Below are 19,984 nucleotides of genomic sequence, written 5' to 3' on the forward strand. Positions count from 1 at the left end.
CTTCGGACTCTTTCCGTTGTTTGGAAACGCCTTGTCCGGGTAAGTACTCTTTGGCTGAACAGCCGAAGATCCGACTAACCGATAGAGGAGGAGTAAGATGTTCCGTCACCAGAAGGAGTTGCAATTCGAAGTTAAAGTCGAACGTCCGGATCCCCAGCTCGCACGCCAAGTGCAGGAGGTTCTGGGCGGACAATTCGGCGAGATGACCGTCATGATGCAATATTTATTCCAGGGATTCAACTGTCGCGGCGACGCCAAATATAAGGATATGCTCATGGACATCGGCACCGAGGAGATCGGCCATGTCGAGATGTTGTGCTCGCTTATCAGCCAATTGCTCGACGGCGCGTCTCCCGATGCCCAGGCCGAGGCTGCGAAGGACCCGGTTACCGCAGCCATTATGGGCGGCATCAATCCGCAGCACCTGCTGGTAAGCGGTCTCGGCGCTATGCCGACGAATTCGACCGGCGTGCCTTGGAACGGCGCCTATATCGTCGCGAGCGGCAATCTGCTCGCCGACATGCGCTCCAATCTGCACGCCGAGAGCCAGGGCCGCTTGCAGGTCGCCCGGCTGTACCAAATGACGACGGACGAAGCCGTGCGCGCCACGTTCCGCAAGATGCTGGCCCGCGACCGTTATCACCAATATCAGTGGATGGCGGCGATCGCCGAGCTCGAGGGAAAGAACGGCGTCATCGTACCGGCATCCTTCACGCCGGAAGACGAGGCCGAAGCGCAGCCGCAGGCTTACGAGTTCTGGAATCTGTCCGAGGGCGAAGAGTCAGCGGCGGGTTTGTGGGCGACGGGGCAGGCGCCGGACGGCAGCGGCGACTTCGTCTACCTGGCCGATCCGGTCCCGCAAGGCCAGATCCCGGTCGCGACCACGCCTTCGCCGACGCTGCATCACGATCTGGCAGGCAGCGCAAAAAGCAAATAGGAAACGCTATAAATGAAAAGATCGCCAGCTCCGGGCGCTGCATGGCCCGGGAGCGGCGATCTTTTTTGGCGTTCTATGAGGATTGCGTATGGCTGGACTCTACCAGGCTTACCCCTTAGCGTCCGGACAATCGCCGCAGCGTACCCGACAGCGTCGGACGCAATGCGGCGATGACGATGGTGGCGGCGACGCCCTTTAAGAGATCGCCCGCGATAAACGGGTAACAGCCGCCGATCAGCGCTCCGTGCAGCGTGAGATGCGCCTTGTAGGCGAGCCACGGCACGCCGCCGACGTATGCGAGCAAGATGCCGAACACGACGATCGCGGCGAACAGAAGGGCATATGTACGCGCAGTCGGCTTGGCTCCGCTCCGCAGAAGCCGGTCGGCCGCCATGCCCACGAACAGCGCCTCGAAGGGGAACATCCAGATGAAGCCGCCGGTAGGACCGAATACGGTGGCGAGTCCGCCCTGTCCGTGCAGCAGGGGCAGCCCCGCGGCGGCCAGAACGACGACGAGCGCGATGCTGGAGAAGCCGAGCCGCGCGCCGAGCAGCCCGCCCGCGAGCATCACGGCAAGCGTCTGAAGCGTAATCGGGACGGCCGTGAAGCCGAGCGGAACCGAAACGTAACTAAACGCGATAAAAAGCGCCGCGAAGAGTGCCGTAAATACGGTTTTGCCGATCCAGGCTGAGGAGGTCTGCTGGCGTACGATTTGAACGCTGTTAGGTGTCTCCGTTGCGAGCGGCGAATGTTTTGCGGTCTCTGATTCTCTCATTGTCAAAACTCCTCTCGAATGTTAACCTTGTTTCAGTGGTTTGGTTAACAATTGGAATTCTAGCATGGGACCATCGGTTTGGGAAGAAGGAATTTGAAATGATGGACAGACAAGCGGACTTCACGGATAAAAAGCTGCGCGGCAGGCCGATGCTGCTGCGGCAGGTGTCGGCGCGCAGAGAGAGCGCGATCGCGGGAGCGCCGCCGCTGCTGGATCAGGTCGATCTGACGCTGAATCGGGGAGAATGGATGTACGTCGCCGGCACGAACGGCAGCGGCAAATCGACGTTGGGCCGATTATTGGCCGGCCTCGGCTTCCCCGGCGAGCTACGGGCGGAGACTTGGGACCGGGGCTTCGCGGGGGAGGCGCCCGCGCCGTATGCGATGCAGCAGCCTGACGCTCAGTTGTTCGGCACGACGCCGAGAGAGGAGATCGTGTTCGCGCGGGAATGGCTTGGTGCCGATGGTTCGGCCATTGCGGGGCTCGCGTACGACGCGCTGGACGAAGTCGGCCTGCGCGACGCGGCCGATCTTCCCTGGCGGGCGCTGTCGGGCGGCGAGCGTCAGCTCGCAGCGGTGGCCGCCGCCGCCGCGGGCCATGCGCCGCTGCTCGTCCTGGACGAGGCGACCTCGATGCTGGATGCCGAATCCCAGGCGCTGGTATTGCGTCTGGCGCGCCGCAGACACCGAGAAGGCGCGGCGGTCGTCTGGATCACGCAGCGCATCGAGGAACTGGAGTCCGGGCGGCGCGTCGTCGCGTTGTCCGAAGGCCGTATCGTTTACGATGGGAGCGTCGACGTATTTTTAGCCGGGGAGAAGCTTGATGACGGCACGCATGAAGAACCGCCCTGCCTACGCTGCGGCCTGCGTCTGCCGTATGAAGCGGCGCTGAAGCGGGAGCTAGCGCGAAGGAAAGGGCCATCGTCCGCCGTACGGGCGTCGCGCGACGCCCGGCCATCGACGCCGGAGCGGGTCAGCCTCGCGGATTCGCAGCCGGCTCCATCGCCTGCCTCTTCTGTCGCGTTGCGATTCCAAGGATTGCCGTTGAGGGATGCAGCGGACGGCGCCGCTGCGGCGACTCGGCCGCTGGAGCTGCAGCCTGGTCGGATCGTCGTGCTGCTCGGGCAGAACGGCGCCGGCAAGACCCGGCTGCTCGAGATCGCAGCCGGGCTGCGGGTGGCGGCGAAGACACGGGCGAGCTATGTAGACGGCTCCGTTGAAGAGGCGAGGCGCGAGTTGGCGCGAAAGGCGGGCTTGCTGGCTTATAGCTATGCCTGCCAGTCGCCGGAGGATCAGCTGTTCGCGGCATCGGTCGAAGCCGAGCTGGCGTACGTGCTTCGGCCATACGGATTAACGGACGCGGAGCGAAGCCTGCGCATCCGCGCTGCGCTGCGGTCCGTAGGCTGGGACGAGTCATGGCTCGCCCGCGATCCGTACGCGATGAGCGGCGGGGAGCGTAGGCGGACCGCCCTGGCCTGCGCGCTGGCGCCGCCGGCGCCTTGGCTGCTGCTGGACGAGCCGACCGCTGGGCTGGACGCGATCGGCTGCGAGCGCTTGGCCGCGAGCCTCGTCGAGGAGCGGTCTCGGGGGCGAGGCATCCTGTTGGTCGCCCACGATCTCGACTGGGCGCTGCCGCTCGCGGACGAGCTGCTGCTGCTCGGTCCGGACGGGGCGATCCGCCGCTGCGAACGTTCGGCGCTGCTCGCGCATCCGTCCTGGTGGGAGGAGGCGGGGCTGCGGGAGCCCGCCAGCTACGCGGCGGCCCTGGAGGCTTGGAAAAACGGGCTGGATGAAGCGCGCGCCTGGGATACGGCTGAGATCGCGGCGGCATTAAGCGAGGAAGGGGGGCAGCGTCGCGAGGCGGATGCACGGCATGCGGGCTCGCCTGCCGGGGAGCGCATCAGTCGACCGGCAGCGAGGCGCCGGCAGTCTGTCCCGGCAGCGGAAAGGCTCTCCGCCTTCGACCCGCGGGCGGTCTGGCTCGGCTATGTGTCGGTGTCATTGGCGATGTTCGCGGCTTCGGGCTGGTCTGGCCTCGCCGCATCGGCCGCGCTGACTGCGGCGATCGTCCTTGCGGCCCGGCTGCCGCTGCGCGAATACAAAGGTCCGCTCGTCGCGTTCGCGCTATTCACGGCGGCGTCGACCGCTTTATCCGGCCTGACGGGCGACAGCGGGGAAGCCGGCGCCTGGTGGCATGGCGCGGACAGCCTGGTCACGTTTCGCTCGTTCGCGAAAACATGGTGCGTGCTGGCCGTCGGAATCGCCCTGCCGGCCGCCATTCCGCCGCTGCGGCTGCGCCGCGCGCTCACGCAGATCCTGCCTCGCCGGGGCGGGGCGGGCAGGCGCTCGCAGCGTCTCGTGCTGACGGTGACGCTGCTGCTGCGCTTCGTGCCCCAGCTCATGGCGGAGTGGGACCGCTTCGCCCGCATCGCCGTCGCCCGGGGCAAAGATACCGGCCGATCGCCCGCAGCGACGCTGCGCAAGCTTCGAAGCACGGCCGTGCCGTTTATGCTCTCCCTGTTCAGGATGGGAGAGACGGTGACGCTGGCGCTCGAGAGCCGCGGCATCGGCCGCAGGGAAACGCCGATCGATACCGAGCGGCTGCGCTGGCGCACTCGAGACAATCTGCTGCTGCTTGCGGTCGCGTTCGCATGCGCCGCGCTGGCGCTGCTGGACCGCTTCAATTAAAATCGCATGCGGCTCTCACGCGCTTCTTCAGCTTATCGTCCGCCGAGGTCTCGTGCCGAGCAGCGCGATGACGGCCGCGGCGACGGCGATCGCCGCGCCGAGCCCGAAGCCCGCCTTCAGCCCGCCGCCGTCCGCATTCAGCCAACCCGCGAGATAAGGTCCGGCGAACATGCCGACGGCGTACACGGATTGATAGAAACCCATGGCCGTGGCGCGCTCTGCAGGGCGGATGTCACGGATCGCCAGGCCTAGCAGCAGCGGCAGGTACAGTCCCTGCGCGATGCCGTTCGCGGCCTGCGTCACGAGGAGGCCGACGTAGCCGCCGCTGAACGGGATGAGCGCCGTGCAGACCGCGGCCATCAAGAAGCCGCAGACGAGAACGGGGCGGGTACCGAAGCGCGGGGCGATATAGCGGCCGGTCCAGAGAGAGACGAGCGCGTGCGGCACCATAAAGGAGACGACGAGCCCCGTCAGCCCGTTTTTGCCGGCGCCGTATTCGACTGCCTGCAGCGGCGTGAAGCCGAACATCGTAATAAAAAGCACGCAGTGCGCAAGCAGGGACAAAAGAGAGACGATCCACAGCTGCGGCGAATTGCGGAGCAGCGCGAGCGGCCTGCGCCTTGCGCTTGCGGCTTCCTCCGTGGACGCACCGAGCTTCGGTTGCGCGGCGGGGCTGGCCGGAACGGCCGGAAGAGGCTCGCGAACGAAGGCTACGAGCAATCCGCCGGCCGCGGCGATGAAGATGCCGGCGCCGAATGCCGCGTTCCAGCCGCCCGAGCCCGCCAGGTAACCGCTCGCCGTCATGCCGCCGAGCTGGCCGACGACGGTCAGGAAGCTGAGCGTGCTCATCGCCTTGCCGGACTGCTCCGGCGGATAATACGAGGCATACAGCACGGTGAACGGCACCCAGGTCGATGCGCAGATGCCGGCGACCAGCCTGCCGGCGAGCGGTCCCGCCCAACCCCCGACGTAGAGGAACAAGGCGCAGCTGACCAGGCCGGCGGCCATGCCGGCGAACAGGAACGGCTTGCGCCGGCTCAAGCGATCCGAATACAAGCCAAGCGGGAAGCGGATGAGGACCTGCGTCAGGCCGTAGCTGCCGACGATCAGTCCGATCGTGCCGAGCGGCAGTCCGCGATCTTCTAGAAAAGGCGTCAGAATCGGTACATAAATATACATGGTCGCCCAGTAGAGCAGCGTCGCCGCCGCGAACACCGCATGGTCTCTGGTTGTGATCGATTGCGGATTGGGGACGGCGTTGCGTTCGAGGGATAACGACGATTTCAATGTAAAGCCTCCATTCCATACACGTCAAATACGAAGAACCGGTTCTTCTACTGTAACCGAGCGGCACGGTCAGGGGAAGACCGGAAATGCGACGCGAGGACGCTAAAGGCCTTCTAACCCATGACGAATTCGATGACCGGCGTAACTGTCGCCATGACTGCGGCCCGCGCTACAATAGTCGCGTCAAGCTGCAGAAGGAGGGATCGGATGAACGCAACGTATGACGTTATCGTCGTGGGGGCCAGGATCGCGGGAGCTACGCTCGCCTGGGAGCTGTCCCGGATCGGGCTGCGGACGCTGCTGCTCGACCGGGCGGACTTCCCTAGCGATACGCTGTCCACGCACAATGTGTATGCGAACACGCTGTCGAAATTCAGGGAGATGGGCGTGCTGGACGAACTGCTGGCGACGGGGACGCCGCTCTACAACAGGGCGCACGTCAACTTCGAAGGCGCCGTGATCGACGGACGCTTTCCCCCGGTCGACGGCATCGACGGCTGTCTGTGCGTGAAGCGCAAATACATCGACGATATTCTCTTCCGTCATGCGCGGAGCCAGCCGGATGTGACGGCGATCACCGGATTCAGGGCGACCGGACTACTCCGCGACGCGGACGGTACGGTGACGGGGGTGACCGGCGTCTCCCGCGAAGGGCAGGTTCAGTCGTTTTCAGCCGGGCTCGTCGTAGGCGCGGACGGCCGCCGGTCCTCCGTCCGGGAATGGGCCGGGGCCGAGCGGCGACTCTCGGTTCCGACCGACTACGCTTCTTATGTCGCATACGTGGACGGATACGACCAGGGCGGGGAGCGTTTCGTGGAGTTCTACAAGCAGGGCGACAAGCTCGCCATTGCTTTTCCGACGAGCGATTCGCAATATGTCATCGGCTTCATGTTCCCGCTCACGGACGCCGCGCGGATCGCGCGGCTGCGCGACGAGCCCGAATCCGGGCTGCGGGCGCTGGCCGAGGAAGGACTGTCCGCCACGGCCCTGCCGGCGCGGCTGCGAAGCGCGTCGTTCGCTGGACGGGTGCGCGCGTTGCTCGGTTACGACAACGACTGGCACCAAGGCATGGGGCGAGGCTGGGCGCTTATCGGGGACGCCTTTTCCTTTAAGGATCCGGCGGTCGGCCAAGGCATGCACGATGCGGTGTTCGGCGCAGGGCTGCTCGCCAAGACTTTGTCCGGGTATCGACCTGAAGATTGGCGCCGCGCCTGGGAGGAGATGTCCGCCCGTTACGAGGAGGGCATGCGCGACAAGCTGATGAGCCGATTCGAGATCGGCTGCCAGATGACCCGCAATGCGCCGATGCCTCAGGAGCTGCTGGCCGCGTACCGTCTGATCGGCAAGGACGAACAAGCGACGCGCGTTTTTCTGGGCATGTACAATTATGCGAGCGAACCCGGCGATATCGATCGCGAAGTAGGAAGGCTGCTCGCGGGAATTCAGGCACCGGGCGCATAGACGGAATAACCAAAATACCCGCCGATTAAAAGACAGCCCCGCGGCTGTCTTTTTGTTTCGTTTGGGCGAGGGGAGTAGGGATTAAGACGCATGCGACGAATGTATATTCATGAACGAAATGCCTGACATCGAAGGAAGTGCGCAGATGAGCTGCCGGCAGTGCATGGCGGGGGAACCCGTTTACGAAGTGAAGTTCGACGATGACGCAGACGGAACGGTAGCAAACGATATCGCGCGTTTTCTCGAAAAAACGGGCGCGCTGGCAAAAATGACTTCGGACGCGATTCTGATCCGCGAGTCCGCGGTGCCCGACTTCTACGATTTTTGCCTCGATCATATGAGCCCGGATCGCATGACGTACCGGATGGACGAGGGCGCATGGAAACCGATGAAGGAGATGCCGCAAGACCTGCGGGAGCGATGGGTCGAGGGCGTCATTGCCGAGGAGCGCGTGGTTCCTTACGCACAGCCGATCATGACCGCGGAGGGCGATGTTTTCGGCTACGAGGTGCTGGCGCGTTTTCTGGCTCAAGACGGCCGGCTTGTGTCGCCTGCCGAAGTATTCGCCGCGGCCAAGCGGCGCAACCGGCTCTATGCGCTCGATCGCGTGTGCCGTCTGGCCGCCGTGAGGAGTTCCGTTCATTTACGGGGCCGCGTATTCATTAATTTCATACCGACTTCGATCTACTCGCCCCAGCATTGCCTCCGGTCGACGACCGCCCTGACGCGCGAGTTGGGCCTTGATGCATCCAGATTCGTATTTGAAGTCGTGGAGAGCGAACACGTCGATGACGTGGAGCACTTGAAGTCGATTCTGGCTTATTATACCGAACAGGGCTTCAGCTACGCGCTCGACGACGTGGGCGAGGGATTCAGCACGCCGGAGCTGCTCCGGGAGATTAAACCTCACTATATGAAGCTGGACCGGAGCGCGGCGGACGGCGTGAGCAGCGACCCGGAGAAGCAAAAGACGGCGGGTGAACTGCTCCGTACGGCCCTGCAGATCGGCGCCGTGCCGCTTGCGGAGGGCATCGAGCGAGAAGATGACTATCTCTGGCTGAGGGCGACCGGATACCGCCTCTTCCAGGGTTATCTATGGGGCAGGCCGGAGCCGGTTCGCAAGATCGGTGTTTAGTCTCAAAGGCCCAAAAAAAAGACTCCCGCGCGGGAGTCTTTTTTTTGGGCCGGAGGCCTATTCGGCCAAGGTCAGCAGCGCAGCCGGTTGGTCGAGCTTGCCGGCGCCGACGATGCGCTCCTTCATGTCCTTGATGCGGTCGAACGCAGGCGCCATGTATACGTTCGCCTTGACGCGCTCGCCCGGCGCGATGACGACGATGTCCGATCCGTCGCCGCCGACCACGGCATAATCCTCGATAATCGCGCCTTCGCCGATGATCGCGCGATGAATCTTCGCGTGCTTGCCGATCTTCGCATGGGGCATGACGACGCTGTCCCGGATCTGGCTATGCGCGCCGATCTGGCTGCCGATGGATACGACGGAGCGTTCGATCTCGCCTCTGGCGGCGACGCCTTGGTGGATCAGCGAGCCGCGAATTTGCGCGTAAGCGCCGGAAGAGTAATGAACGACCGAGGAAAGAGCCGATGCGTTCATGGGCCATTCAGGCGTGCCGATATGGACGGCGCCGTCGAGCAGGTCCATGTTGGCTTCCCACAGGCTGTCGATCGTGCCTACGTCGCGCCAGTACCCGCCGAATTTATACGCGTGGAACGCTTCGCCGTCCGCGAGCGCGCGCGGGATCAGGTCTTTGCCGAAATCGCGGGAGGAAGCGGGATTCGCCGCATCCTGCAGCAGGTAACGGCGCAGCTCGCTCCAGCGGAACACGTAAACGCCCATGGAGGCCAGGTTGCTCTTCGGCGCGGCCGGCTTCTCGGCGAAGTCCACGATGCGGCCACGTTCGTCCGTGCTCATGATGCCGAAGCGGCTGGCTTCTTCCCAGGATACGTTTTTCACGACGATCGTCGCGCTGGCGCCGCTCTCGCGGTGAGCGGCGAGTAGGGGGGCGTAGTCCATCTGGTAAATATGGTCGCCGGAAAGGATCAGGATGTCTTCGGGGTCGTGACTGTCGATATAATCTATATTCTGAAAGATAGCGTCCGCTGTGCCTAAGTAGCCGCTGCCGCCGAGTCGGTCGGCCGGGAGGAGGGTCTGACCGCGTTGGGCTTGCGAGCCGGGGGTCCAAGGTTCAGCTTCGCCTAAGTATTGATGAATGGATTCGGCTCGGTATTGGGTGACGATGCCGATGTCGCCGATGCCGGAGTTCAAGCAGTTGCTGATCGGAAAATCGATGATGCGCTGTTTTCCTCCGAAGGGTACCGCCGGTTTCGCCCACTGCTGCGTCAGCGGGGCGAGCCGCTTGCCTTCCCCTCCGGCTAAAAGCATGGCCAGAACATTACGCTTGCTCATCCTTTGCTCTTCCTCCTTGACATGGTTGCCAGATCAATCATAGATAGTTCTTAACCCGTGCATATATGTCTTGAAACCCAGAACTTTTTTTCAAATGTGAACAATGTGTGTCCGTAAAAAAGACGCCTGCAAAAACTCATCCAGGCGTCCTATGCTTGATTTCTTAAATCGTTCGGCTGAGTATCCGGTAACCGAGAGGTTCCAGCCGGATGCGCATCACGCCGTCCTCGGGGCGGACCGGCTCCCCGCTTAGCGCGTCGATCCAGTCCTCGGCGATCATCGGATGGGCAAGAACGGCCTCGTTTTCCGAATTGTTCATCCAGATCGTAAAGTGCTCGCGCTCGTCGATCCGTTCGTATACGACGGCGTTGTCCCCGGCCTCGGCCTTCAGGAAGCGGAAGCGTCCGGACCGAAGCACCTGATGCGACTTGCGCAGGTCGATCAGCAGCCGGTAAAAGTCGAACAGCTCCCGGTCCTGTCGATCTGGGTCCCATTCCATGCATTTGCGGCAATCCGGATCGCCTTCTCCGACGAGACCGACCTCGTCGCCGTAGAAGATGCAGGGCGTCCCGATGTAGGTGAGCAGAAAGACGATCGCCAGCTTGAGCCGCCGCTTGTCCCCGCCCATCATCGTGAGGATGCGGGGCGTATCGTGGCTGCTCAGCATGTTGAACACGACCTCGTTGGTCTGCTGCGGATATCGCATCAGCACGCTGTTGATCTTGTCGGCGAAGTCGCCCGCGTCCGGCTCGCCCGGGCTGAAAAATCCGTTGACGCGGTCGGCGAACGGATAATTCATGACCGAGTCGAACTGGTCGCCGAGCAGCCAGCGCAGGGAGTCGGACCACACCTCGCCGATGATGTAGGCTTCCGGATTGACGTTTTTGACGGTTCTGCGGAAGTCCCGCCAGAAGGCGTGGTCGATCTCGTTGGCTACGTCCAGGCGCCAGCCGTCGATGCCGACTTCCTTAAGCCAGTATTCGGCAACGCCGAACAGGTAGTTTTTGACCTCCGGGTTGGCCGTGTTCAGCTTGGGCATCTGGGCGAAAAAGCCGAATGTATCGTAGTTCGGGTTGCCCTCCTCGATACGCACCGGGAAGTCGTAAATATGGTACCATTTTGCGAATTTGGATTTTTCCCCTTTTAGGACGACGTCCTTGAAGGGCGGGAAGTCCACGCTCGTATGGTTGAAAACCGCGTCCAGCACGATGCGCAAGCCTTTGGCATGCGCTGCGTCCACCAGCCGTTTGAGCGTGGCCGTATCCCCGAAGTGCGGGTCGACTTTGCGATAATCGACCGTGTCGTATTTATGATTGCTAGGCGCCTCGAAGACCGGAGTCAAATAGACGGCCGTTACGCCGAGCTCGGTCAAGTAGTCCAAGCGATCGATGATGCCCTGCAGATCGCCGCCGAAGTGGCTCTCCCGCGTCGGGGTCTCGCCCCAGGGCAGGACGCCCGGCGGGTCGTTGGAAGGATCGCCGTTCATGAACCGGTCGGGCATAATCTGATAGAATACGGCGGATTTGGTCCATTCGGGCGGCCTGAAGATGTCGATCTCATGGATAAACGGCATCTCGTAATAGCCGCCGGGCGGGCAAGGCTCCTCCGTGAAGAAGCCGGACTCGATCATCCACACCCGGTCGTCGCCGGACGCCATTCGGAAGCCGTAAGAGAATCGTTTTCGCTCCGGTTTCACTTCGCATTCCCAATAATCGAACAGCTTGTCGCTGGCGATCTTCTCCATCGGGCAATCGCGGTGAAGGCGTTCCCAATCGTACTTGTCGCCCGTGACGGCGACGACCTGGTCGACGTCGTTTTTTTTGGTTCTCACTCGCAGGTGGAAGGTGTCCCTGTCATAGGAATAAGCCCAGTTGCTGCGCGGGGAGTGGTAGAAGCATTCGAGCTGCATATCGCGCACCTTCTTCGTCTATGAGATTTGCGGCTGGATGAACGGGCCGGACAGGGTTCGATGATGCTGCGGCGGATCAGCCGTGAATCAGGGACTCTGCTCCGTCGATATAGATCGGCGTCCCGGTAATGTGCGAAGATTCGTCGGAAGCAAGGAACTTGACGAGGCTCGCGACCTGCTTGGCGCTGCCCGGCTTGTGCCGAAGCGGCTGGTCGCCCTCGGGAAATTCGACCGGAATCGCGATTTCGTCGACCTCGGGACGGCGGTCCGTATTTTCGTCGATGTTCGTTTCGATCGCGCCAGGACAGATCGCGTTGACCCGGATTCGGAATTTGGCGAGCTCGAGCGCGGCCATCTGCATGAACGCAACTTGGCCGGCCTTCGACGTGCTGTAGGCGCTGAAGCCAAAGTTGGAGAATACGCGATTCCCGTTGATAGAGCTCGTAATAATAATGCTTCCTCCCTGTTTTTTAAGCGCAGGGACCGCGTATTTGACCGTCAGGAAGGTGCCCGTAAGATTAATTCCGATCGTCGTGTTCCAATCGTCCAGGCCCATGTCTTCGATCGGCAGAAGCACGCCGTTGATGCCCGCGTTGGCGACGACGATATCGAGCCGTCCCCATGCATCCAGAACCTTCTGCACGGCGGCTTGCATGTCCGTCTCGACGGAGATATCGGCTTCGACCGCGATCGCTTCGCCGCCGGCGTCGGCGATCTTATGTACCGCCTTCTCCAGCTCGTCGTCGCCGCCTCGTCCCAGGAGCGCCACCTTCGCGCCGTCGCGGGCCAGCCTTACGGCTGACGCGAGCCCGATGCCCGATGCTGCGCCCGTGACGAGGGCCACCTTTCCTGTCAGATCGCCGGTGCCGGCTTGCGCAGAGTTCGCCATGTTCGATCGCTCCTTTGTTTGGTAGGATGGTTAACAACAAACGTATACCCGTCGACCGGAAAGCTGCAACAACTCGCTGCTCCCCGGCTCGGAATTGATGCTATAATGATGGATACGATTGCGAAGAGGAGGCATGCGCATGCGAAGCAAATGGGCGATTCCCTTCGCCGCGGCTCTGCTCGCCGTCGCTTCGTCCTCCGCATCCGCTGCCGAACCGTATGACGGCGCGACTGCGGCCGAGGCTGCCGTCGTATCGGCCCGGCTTGGCGCGGGAGCGGCCGGCACGGGAAACTTCGCTGCGGTTGCCCTGCGGGCGTCAGAGCCCGTAGAGCGCATCCCGGACAAGAAGCGCAAGCTGCCTAAAGGATTTGTCTATCTCGACGAAGTTATCCCTTCGGCTGTCTATGACATTCGTTACTATGGGGATTACAACTTCGTAGGCGCGCGAGTGGAGGGATACAAGGGACCTTATGCGGTCATGACGCAGCAGGCGGCTGCTGCGCTGAAGTCGGTCGCCGCGGATCTGGCAGTTAAGGGTTACAAGCTCGTTATTTATGACGCATACCGGCCGCAAAAGGCGGTGGATCATTTCATCCGCTGGTCGAAGGATCCGGAGGATCAGAAGACAAAAGATGTTTTTTACCCGGATACGGAAAAGAGCAAGCTGTTCAAGCTGGGCTATCTCGCCGGCAAGTCGGGCCATTCCAGGGGCAGCACGGTCGATCTGTCGATCGCAATCGCGAATACGGGCAAGCTTGTGGACATGGGCGGGAGCTACGACTTCCTCGGCGGCATATCGGCCCACGGCGCCAAGCTGGCGAACGCGTCACAGACGTCGAACCGGAATCTCCTGAAGAAGGCGATGGAGAAGCGGGGGTTCAAGGCTTACAGCAAGGAATGGTGGCATTACACGCTCGCCAAGGAGCCTTATCCGAAAACGTATTTTAACTTCGACGTAGAGTAGGAGTGGATGCGATGCTCTTCACCTTACTGATCGCGGTAATGCTGCTGTTGTCGGCGATTGCCGCATTTTCGGACAGAGAAGGAAACGTAGTCGGAAGTTTGGCGCAGACGGCGGCGGTGTTTTGCCTCATTTATGCCGCTTTGTTTTCCCGTGGGACGGCCATATTGTGTTTGCTCGCCTCGCTGGCCTGGGTCGTCAATCAATTGTCCAGGTCGGACGCCAGATGGAGATAGTACATAAGTATTTAATAGCATGAATTAATGGGATTAATTAAAGGAAAGGATGTTCGTTATGTTGATTGACGTCAGAAACCGACTGGATGAGCGTCAGATATACGAGCTGCTCGAGATGTCCGTTTTTCCGGACCCGGACCGTCTGTTGAGCGTAATCGCCGAGTACAAGGACAATTCCGGGCTGCAGATTAGAGGATACGAGGATCATGGAGAAACGATCGGCATCATCGGCTTTGAAGCGGTCGATGCCGGCACGATCGTCATCCGGCATATCGCCGTGCATCCCGACGAGCGGGGCAAAGGCTATGGCCGTGGCATGGTACTGCATCTGCTGACCGAGGCCGATCCCGACCGCATCGAGGCGGAGACGGACGAGGACGGGGTGAATTTCTACCGCAGCATCGGGTTCACGGTGCACAGCCTGGGCGAGAAATATCCGGGCGTCGAGCGTTACCTGTGCGTATACGTAGTGGATCCTGACGAGGAGGATGAAGACTAACGCCGGGAAGGGGAGGGCTTATGCGAACGCTGCTCGAGATGTTCGGATTCGTGATCATGGTGGGAGGCACGGTCGTGGGCGTGATGAGCGGCTCCTTTTCGTTGATCGTCTTCAGCCTCGTCGGCGGGCTCGTCCTGCTGGCGCTGTCGCATCTGATCGGCATCGCGGAGAGCGTGCAGGCGCGGGTGCTGGATCTGCCGCCTACGCTGGATACGGTGCGAAACCGGATCCGTCATGCGTCCGATTACGCCGTGACCGCCGCGGATATCGAGATCTATCCGGCACAGGGAGCCATGCATTCGCTAGTCGAACTGGACGAAAACCTTTATATGAGAACCTTTGCGTTCATGAAGCATTTGTCCGTCCTCGATCGGCGTTATTCGTTTTCGCTGCCGGGACGCGAACCCGTCGAGCTGCACGGCGCAGATCGTTATTTCCAAGGGGCGGATCTATTCTCCGTGGACGGATATGCATACGTCAAGCTAAGCGCGATCGGCCTCGCAGCCGACCGCGAGGGCGACCGCATCCTGCTCCGGTCCAGACAGGACGCACGAGCGGACGACCAGTAGTCTAAATTTAGGGATGCAGGATGGGGAGGTCTGATCGTTTGTCCGTACTCATGATCACGCAGGCGACCATACACGATTTGGATGCGCTGGCGCCGTTATTCGACGATTACCGCATGTTTTACGGGCAACCATCCGATTTGACGGGCGCCAGACATTTCTCGCCGAACGTCTCGGACAGCTGGAGTCCGTCGTACTGCTCGCCCGCTTTGCCGGAGACGCGCGCGCTGCGGGCTTCGCGCAGCTGTACCCCGCTTTTTCGTCCGTCTCGATGAAGCACCTATGGATATTGAACGACCTGTTCGTACATAACCTATATCGCAGGGGCGGCGTGGCGGGCGAACTGCTCGAGGAAGCCAGGAGGTATGCGGAAGCGACGGGAGCCAAGGGACTTACGCTATCCACGGCGGCGGACAATGCCGCGGCGCAGCGGCTCTATGAGAGGGCCGGTTACGAGAAGGACGAAGTTTACTTTCATTACGAACTGACGCTGTAACGCCGACGCGACGAATCGACCGGAGGTGCACAGATGATCCTGCAATCGTCCATGCTGAGCGTCAAGCCGGAATCGGCGAGCGAATTCGAGAGCCGATTCCGCAAGGCGCAGGCGCTCCTCGCAGACAAGCGGGGTTATATTTCGCACGAGCTGCACAAATGCGTGGAACAGGAAGGCCAATACATGCTGCTGGTGAAGTGGCAGTCGCTCAGCGATCACGCCGTCGGCTTCATGCAATCGCCGGACCGCGCGGCGTTTCAGGCGCTTCTTCAGGATTACTACGCGTCGGAGCCGGAGAGCGCGCACTATATTCAGATCCGGCTGGCATAGACGGTTCATCGATTGAAAAGAGGGAACGAGTTGACGCAGAACGAAGAGCTACGTATTGAAATCGCCCGGATCGAGGATCTGCCGGACATCGTCTCGATCTACAACTCCACCATTGCCGGCAGGCAGGTGACCGCGGATCTGGAACCGATCCCGGTCGAGAGCCGGATCGGCTGGTTCGATGCGCATCAGCCGGACCGGCATCCGCTCTGGGTGCTGCGGACGGAAGGAAGAATCGCGGGCTGGCTCAGCTTCTCGGCTTATCATAGCAGGGCGGCCTACGATGCGACGGCCGAGCTGAGCATCTACTTGGCGGAGTCGGATAGAGGACGGGGATTCGGCAGCTTGTTAGTCCGTCACGCGATCGCTGCGGCCCCGCAGCTCGGCATCAAGACGCTCGTCGGCCTCGTATTCGGCCACAACGAGCCGAGCCTGCGCCTCCTCGGCAAGCATGGCTTCGCCTGCTGGGGCAGGCTGCCCCGCGTCGCCGAGCTCGACGGCATCGAGCGGGATCTGGTGATCGTCGGCTTGCGGGTCGGCGAATAAAGAGAAATACCTTACGGTCTTTCCGTCTCCTTCTCGGAGGCGTTTTTTGTTTTTGTCCGAAAATCCGTATTCAAAAACAAACAAAGGTGATATAGTGAAAACAAAAGAAAACAAAAACACTTATTCGGAGGTCTCATCTCATGGTTCAAAGCTTGTGGAATCCATCTGAAGCATCCCAACAAGAACACGCGCTCGATCAGCTCGTCTACCGCTCCAACATCATCGGCGCCGATCGCCGCGTCTGCAACTGGGGCGGCGGCAATACGTCGGCCAAGACGGTCGTGAAGGATTTCCGCGGCCGCGACGTCGAAGTGATGTACGTCAAGGGCAGCGGCTCCGACCTGGCCTCGATGAAGGCCAGCAACTTCACGGGCCTCCGCATGGAAGACATCCGCCCGCTGTTCGAGAGAGACGAGATGCCGGACGAAGAGATGGTCGCTTACCTCGTCAACTGCATGATCGACGTGAAGCACCCGCGCGCCTCGATCGAGACGCTGCTCCATGCGTTCCTGCCGTTCAAGCACGTCGACCATACGCACCCGGACGCGATCATCAGTCTCTGCTGCGCGGACAATGGCCGAGAGCTCGCCAAGGAGATTTTCGGCGACCGCTTCGTATGGGTGCCCTACATCCGCCCGGGCTTCAAGCTGTCCAAGATGATCGCGGAGGGCGTGCTGGCCAACCCGAACGCCGAGCTCGTCCTGATGGAGAAGCACGGACTTGTCACCTGGGGCGAGACGAGCGAAGAAGCCTACGCGCAGACGATCAAGATCATCAGCGAAGCCGAAGCGTTCATCGAAGCGCGCGTGAACGCGGCCACGCTGTTCGGCGGCGTCAAGCATGCGCCCCTAGAGGCCGACGTCCGCCGCAGCATCGCGGCGCAGGTCATGCCGACGATCCGCGGCGCGGTCAGCGACGCCAAGAAGATGATCCTGTCGTTCGACGACGCAGAAGACGTACTGGCGTTCGTGGGCGGCGAGAGCTCGCCGAAGCTGTCCCAGGTCGGCGCGGCATGCCCCGATCACCTCGTGCACACGAAGGTCGTGCCGCTGTTCATCGATTGGACGCCGGACGCGGACGACGTCGAAGGCCTCAAGACGATTCTCAAGGATAGCGTCGCGACCTACAAGGAGCAGTACAAAGCGTACTTCGAGCGCAATAAGAACGAAGGCGACGTCATGTTCGAACCGGCGCCGCGCGTCATCCTGATCCCGGGAGTAGGCATGATCAACACGGGCAAGAGCTGGGCGATGTCCCAGGTCAGCGGCGCGCTGTATCACCGCGCGATCGCGGTCATGCGCGGCGCGACGGCGCTCGGCGAGTTCGTCTCGCTCAGCGAGAACGAATCGTACAACGTCGAGTACTGGCCGCTCGAGCTGTATAAGCTGACGCTGGCCCCAGCCGAGGCCGAGTTCTCCCGCAAGGTGGCGTTCATCACCGGCGGCGCCGGCGGCATCGGCAGCGAGACGGCGCGCCGTCTCGTATCCGAAGGCGCGCATGTGGTGCTGGCGGATCTCAATCTCGAGGGCGCCGAGAAGATCGCGGCCGAGATCAACGCCCGCTACGGCGACAACCGCGCGATCGCGGTGAAGATGGACGTGACGAGCGAAGAGGCCGTCCAATCCGCCTATGCTGCTACCGCGCTGGCCTACGGCGGCGTCGATATTATCGTGAACAACGCGGGCCTCGCGACCTCCAGTCCATTCGAGGAGACTTCGCTCAAGGAGTGGAATCTCAACATGAACGTGCTCGGCACCGGCTACTTCCTGGTGGCGCGCGAGGCGTTCAAGCTCATGAAGGCGCAGGCGGTCGGCGGCAGCATGGTGTTCATCGGCTCCAAGAACTCGGTCTACGCGGGCAAAAACGCGACGGCCTACAGCGCGGCGAAGGCGCTTGAAGCGCATCTGGCCCGCTGCATCGCGGCCGAAGGCGGCGAGCACGGCATCCGCGTCAACACGATTCTGCCCGACGCAATCCTGCAGGGCTCCGCGATCTGGAACGGCAGCTGGCGCAACGAGCGCGCCGCAGCCTACGGCATCGAGCCGGACCAGCTCGAAGAATACTACCGCAAGCGTACGACGCTGCTCGTGAACATCTATCCGCGCGACATCGCCGAGGGCGTAGCGTTCTTCGCTTCCTCCAAGGCCGAAAAGACGACGGGCTGCATGCTCACGATCGACGGCGGCGTACCGGCCGCGTTCACGCGTTAATACACCGCTGCCGCCGGCGACGTCCGGAGAAGCGAAGGAGGAGGCCACATGCCCCAAGCGACAGGCGAGAAGCGTTGGTTCATCCCCGATGCCTACATTCCGGAGCATAGCGCAGGCCAACTGACGAGCCACGAATCGGTATGCGTGCTGAACACCGCTTCCGACGACGCGCTGCTCCAGTTCACCATCTATTTCGAAGACCGCGACCCGCTCGAGGATATTCTGGTCGTCGTGCCCGCGCGGCGCACCCGGCATATCCGGACTTCGTCGCTGGTCAAGGACGGCCAGGGCATCCCGCCCGGCGTCCCGTACGCGATCGAGGTGCGCAGCGACATCAAGGTCATCGTCCAATACAGCAGGCTGGACGCGACGCAGGCGGAGAACGCGCTCATGTCGGTCATGGCCTTTCCGATTCATTAAATAACGATATTAGCCCGAGCGGCGCGGCGCCACCTACCGCGTCGCTCGCCGGCTTAACCAAGGAGGAGACCCGCTATGCCATCCAACGATACGGTCAAGCAATACGAAGCTGCCAAAGCGCAGTATGCGTCGCTCGGCGTCGACGTAGACGCCGCGCTCGCGAAGCTCGCGGATATCAAGATTTCGATGCACTGCTGGCAGGGCGACGACGTGCGCGGCTTCCTGAACCGCGACCAGGATCTGACGGGCGGCATCGCCGTCACGGGCAATTACCCGGGAGCGGCCCGGACCCCGGACGAGCTGCGCGCCGATCTGGAGAAAGCATTCTCGCTGATTCCCGGCAAACATAAGGTGAATCTGCACGCCATCTACGCGGATACCGAGGAAAAGGTGGATCTGGACGCGATCGAGCCTCGTCACTACGAGCGCTGGGTCGAGTGGGCGAAGGCGCAGGGCCTCGGACTCGACTTCAACCCGACCTGCTTTTCTCACGAAAATTCCAAGGACGGCTTCACGCTGAGCCACCCCGATCCGAAGATCCGCGACTTCTGGATCGAGCATTGCAAGCGCTCCCGCCGCGTGGGCGCCTACTTCGGCAAACAGCTCGGTCAAACCTGCGTCACCAATGTCTGGGTGCCGGACGGCTTCAAGGACAACCCGGTCGACCGGCTCGCACCGCGCCAGCGGCTGAAGGACGCGCTCGACGAAGTGTTCGCGGAGGAAATTAACCCTGCGCACAACCTCGACGCCGTCGAGAGCAAGGTATTCGGACTCGGCGCGGAGGCTTATACGGTCGGTTCCCACGAGTTTTACATGGGCTACGGCCTGCAGAACAATAAGCTCATCTGCCTTGACGCCGGCCACTTCCACCCGACCGAAGTCATCTCCGGCAAGCTGTCTTCCCTGTCGCTGTTCGCCGAAGGCATGCTGCTGCACGTGAGCCGTCCGGTTCGCTGGGACAGCGACCATGTCGTCATCCTCGACGACGAGCTGCAAGAGATCGGCAAAGAGCTCGTGCGCGGCGACCTGCTCGGCAAGACGCATATCGGCCTCGACTTCTTCGACGCCAGCATCAACCGCGTCGCAGCCTGGGTCATCGGCACGCGCAACACGATCAAGGCGCTGCTGCAGGCGCTGCTCGAGCCGACGGACGCGCTGCGCAAGGCGGAGCTCGCCGGCGACTTCACGACGCGCCTCGCGCTGACCGAGGAGTACAAGACTTATCCGTTCGGCGCGATCTGGGACTACTACTGCGATACGCAGGGCGTACCGGTCCGCGAGCGTTGGCTCGAAGAGGTCAAGGCGTACGAGCGCGACGTGCTCGCCGCGCGCGGCTGAAGCCGGACAGAGAAC

The 19,984-nt window shown here is 62.0% G+C and carries 17 protein-coding genes and 1 pseudogene; 13 read left to right on the plus strand and 5 right to left on the minus strand.

Annotated elements, in window-relative coordinates; genetic code table 11:
• The first annotated feature begins 97 nt into the window (after window positions 1–97).
• Window positions 98–937 (plus strand): manganese catalase, encoded by an 840-nt coding sequence (locus PQG80_RS03200; protein WP_271749680.1) that lies wholly within the window; start codon window positions 98–100, stop codon window positions 935–937.
• 115 nt (window positions 938–1,052) lie between these two features.
• Here PQG80_RS03200 and PQG80_RS03205 read toward each other — a convergent pair whose 3' ends face one another.
• Window positions 1,053–1,712 (minus strand): biotin transporter BioY, encoded by a 660-nt coding sequence (locus tag PQG80_RS03205; protein WP_271749681.1) that lies wholly within the window; start codon window positions 1,710–1,712, stop codon window positions 1,053–1,055.
• A 98-nt stretch (window positions 1,713–1,810) separates the two neighbouring features.
• Here PQG80_RS03205 and PQG80_RS03210 point away from each other — a divergent pair, with 98 nt between their 5' ends.
• Window positions 1,811–4,399: an ATP-binding cassette domain-containing protein gene (locus tag PQG80_RS03210; RefSeq protein ID WP_271749682.1), complete on the plus strand. Its 2,589-nt coding sequence runs from the start codon at window positions 1,811–1,813 to the stop codon at window positions 4,397–4,399.
• A 27-nt stretch (window positions 4,400–4,426) separates the two neighbouring features.
• On the opposite strand, the gene PQG80_RS03215 is transcribed toward PQG80_RS03210, so the two are convergent.
• Window positions 4,427–5,686, minus strand: coding sequence for an MFS transporter (locus PQG80_RS03215; RefSeq protein ID WP_271749683.1), 1,260 nt, complete (start codon window positions 5,684–5,686; stop codon window positions 4,427–4,429).
• A gap of 207 nt (window positions 5,687–5,893) precedes the next feature.
• On the opposite strand from PQG80_RS03215, the gene PQG80_RS03220 reads away from it, so the two are divergent.
• Together PQG80_RS03220 and PQG80_RS03225 are read left to right on the plus strand one after the other, a co-directional pair.
• On the plus strand, window positions 5,894–7,147 hold the full coding sequence (locus PQG80_RS03220) for an FAD-dependent oxidoreductase (RefSeq protein ID WP_271749684.1): 1,254 nt from the start codon (window positions 5,894–5,896) through the stop codon (window positions 7,145–7,147).
• Between the two features lie 109 nt (window positions 7,148–7,256).
• The gene (locus PQG80_RS03225) at window positions 7,257–8,282 is read left to right on the plus strand and encodes an EAL domain-containing protein (RefSeq protein ID WP_271749685.1); all 1,026 of its coding nucleotides are present in this window, start codon (window positions 7,257–7,259) and stop codon (window positions 8,280–8,282) included.
• Window positions 8,283–8,339: 57 nt separating this feature from the next.
• Here PQG80_RS03225 and PQG80_RS03230 read toward each other — a convergent pair whose 3' ends face one another.
• The 3 genes from PQG80_RS03230 to PQG80_RS03240 form a co-directional block, all read right to left on the minus strand.
• A complete protein-coding gene (locus tag PQG80_RS03230) occupies window positions 8,340–9,572 on the minus strand; it encodes a sugar phosphate nucleotidyltransferase (RefSeq protein WP_271749686.1) in 1,233 nt (410 codons plus the stop codon).
• A 163-nt stretch (window positions 9,573–9,735) separates the two neighbouring features.
• On the minus strand, window positions 9,736–11,481 hold the full coding sequence (locus PQG80_RS03235) for an alpha-glycosidase (RefSeq protein WP_271749687.1): 1,746 nt from the start codon (window positions 11,479–11,481) through the stop codon (window positions 9,736–9,738).
• Window positions 11,482–11,557: 76 nt separating this feature from the next.
• Window positions 11,558–12,370 carry an SDR family oxidoreductase gene (locus PQG80_RS03240; protein ID WP_271749688.1) on the minus strand — a complete coding sequence of 271 codons (813 nt, stop codon included), beginning with the start codon at window positions 12,368–12,370 and terminating at the stop codon, window positions 11,558–11,560.
• A gap of 139 nt (window positions 12,371–12,509) precedes the next feature.
• Between PQG80_RS03240 and PQG80_RS03245 the strand changes: the two genes are divergently transcribed.
• The 9 genes and pseudogenes from PQG80_RS03245 to rhaA all read left to right on the plus strand — a co-directional run bounded on the left by PQG80_RS03245 (window position 12,510) and on the right by rhaA (window position 19,969).
• Complete coding sequence (locus tag PQG80_RS03245; RefSeq protein ID WP_271749689.1) at window positions 12,510–13,334, plus strand: M15 family metallopeptidase; 825 nt, start codon at window positions 12,510–12,512, stop codon at window positions 13,332–13,334.
• Window positions 13,335–13,625: 291 nt separating this feature from the next.
• Window positions 13,626–14,066, plus strand: coding sequence for a GNAT family N-acetyltransferase (locus PQG80_RS03250; protein WP_271749690.1), 441 nt, complete (start codon window positions 13,626–13,628; stop codon window positions 14,064–14,066).
• A 20-nt stretch (window positions 14,067–14,086) separates the two neighbouring features.
• Window positions 14,087–14,635, plus strand: a complete 549-nt coding sequence (locus PQG80_RS03255) for a hypothetical protein (RefSeq protein ID WP_271749691.1) — start codon at window positions 14,087–14,089, stop codon at window positions 14,633–14,635.
• A gap of 20 nt (window positions 14,636–14,655) precedes the next feature.
• Window positions 14,656–15,128 (plus strand): annotated as a pseudogene (locus PQG80_RS03260) (GNAT family N-acetyltransferase).
• A gap of 33 nt (window positions 15,129–15,161) precedes the next feature.
• The gene (locus PQG80_RS03265; RefSeq protein ID WP_271749692.1) at window positions 15,162–15,458 is read left to right on the plus strand and encodes an antibiotic biosynthesis monooxygenase family protein; all 297 of its coding nucleotides are present in this window, start codon (window positions 15,162–15,164) and stop codon (window positions 15,456–15,458) included.
• A gap of 30 nt (window positions 15,459–15,488) precedes the next feature.
• Entirely contained in the window at window positions 15,489–16,001 is a 513-nt protein-coding gene (locus tag PQG80_RS03270; protein WP_271749693.1) for a GNAT family N-acetyltransferase, read from the plus strand.
• A gap of 140 nt (window positions 16,002–16,141) precedes the next feature.
• A complete protein-coding gene (locus tag PQG80_RS03275; RefSeq protein ID WP_271749694.1) occupies window positions 16,142–18,211 on the plus strand; it encodes a bifunctional aldolase/short-chain dehydrogenase in 2,070 nt (689 codons plus the stop codon).
• A gap of 48 nt (window positions 18,212–18,259) precedes the next feature.
• Window positions 18,260–18,631: a sensory rhodopsin transducer gene (locus tag PQG80_RS03280; protein ID WP_271749695.1), complete on the plus strand. Its 372-nt coding sequence runs from the start codon at window positions 18,260–18,262 to the stop codon at window positions 18,629–18,631.
• Window positions 18,632–18,706: 75 nt separating this feature from the next.
• Entirely contained in the window at window positions 18,707–19,969 is a 1,263-nt protein-coding gene (gene rhaA / locus PQG80_RS03285) for an L-rhamnose isomerase (RefSeq protein ID WP_271749696.1), read from the plus strand.
• Window positions 19,970–19,984: the final 15 nt, after the last annotated feature.

Source organism: Cohnella rhizoplanae (genome assembly GCF_948329515.1).
In the GTDB taxonomy this organism is placed as follows: Bacteria; Bacillota; Bacilli; order Paenibacillales; family Paenibacillaceae; genus Cohnella; species Cohnella rhizoplanae.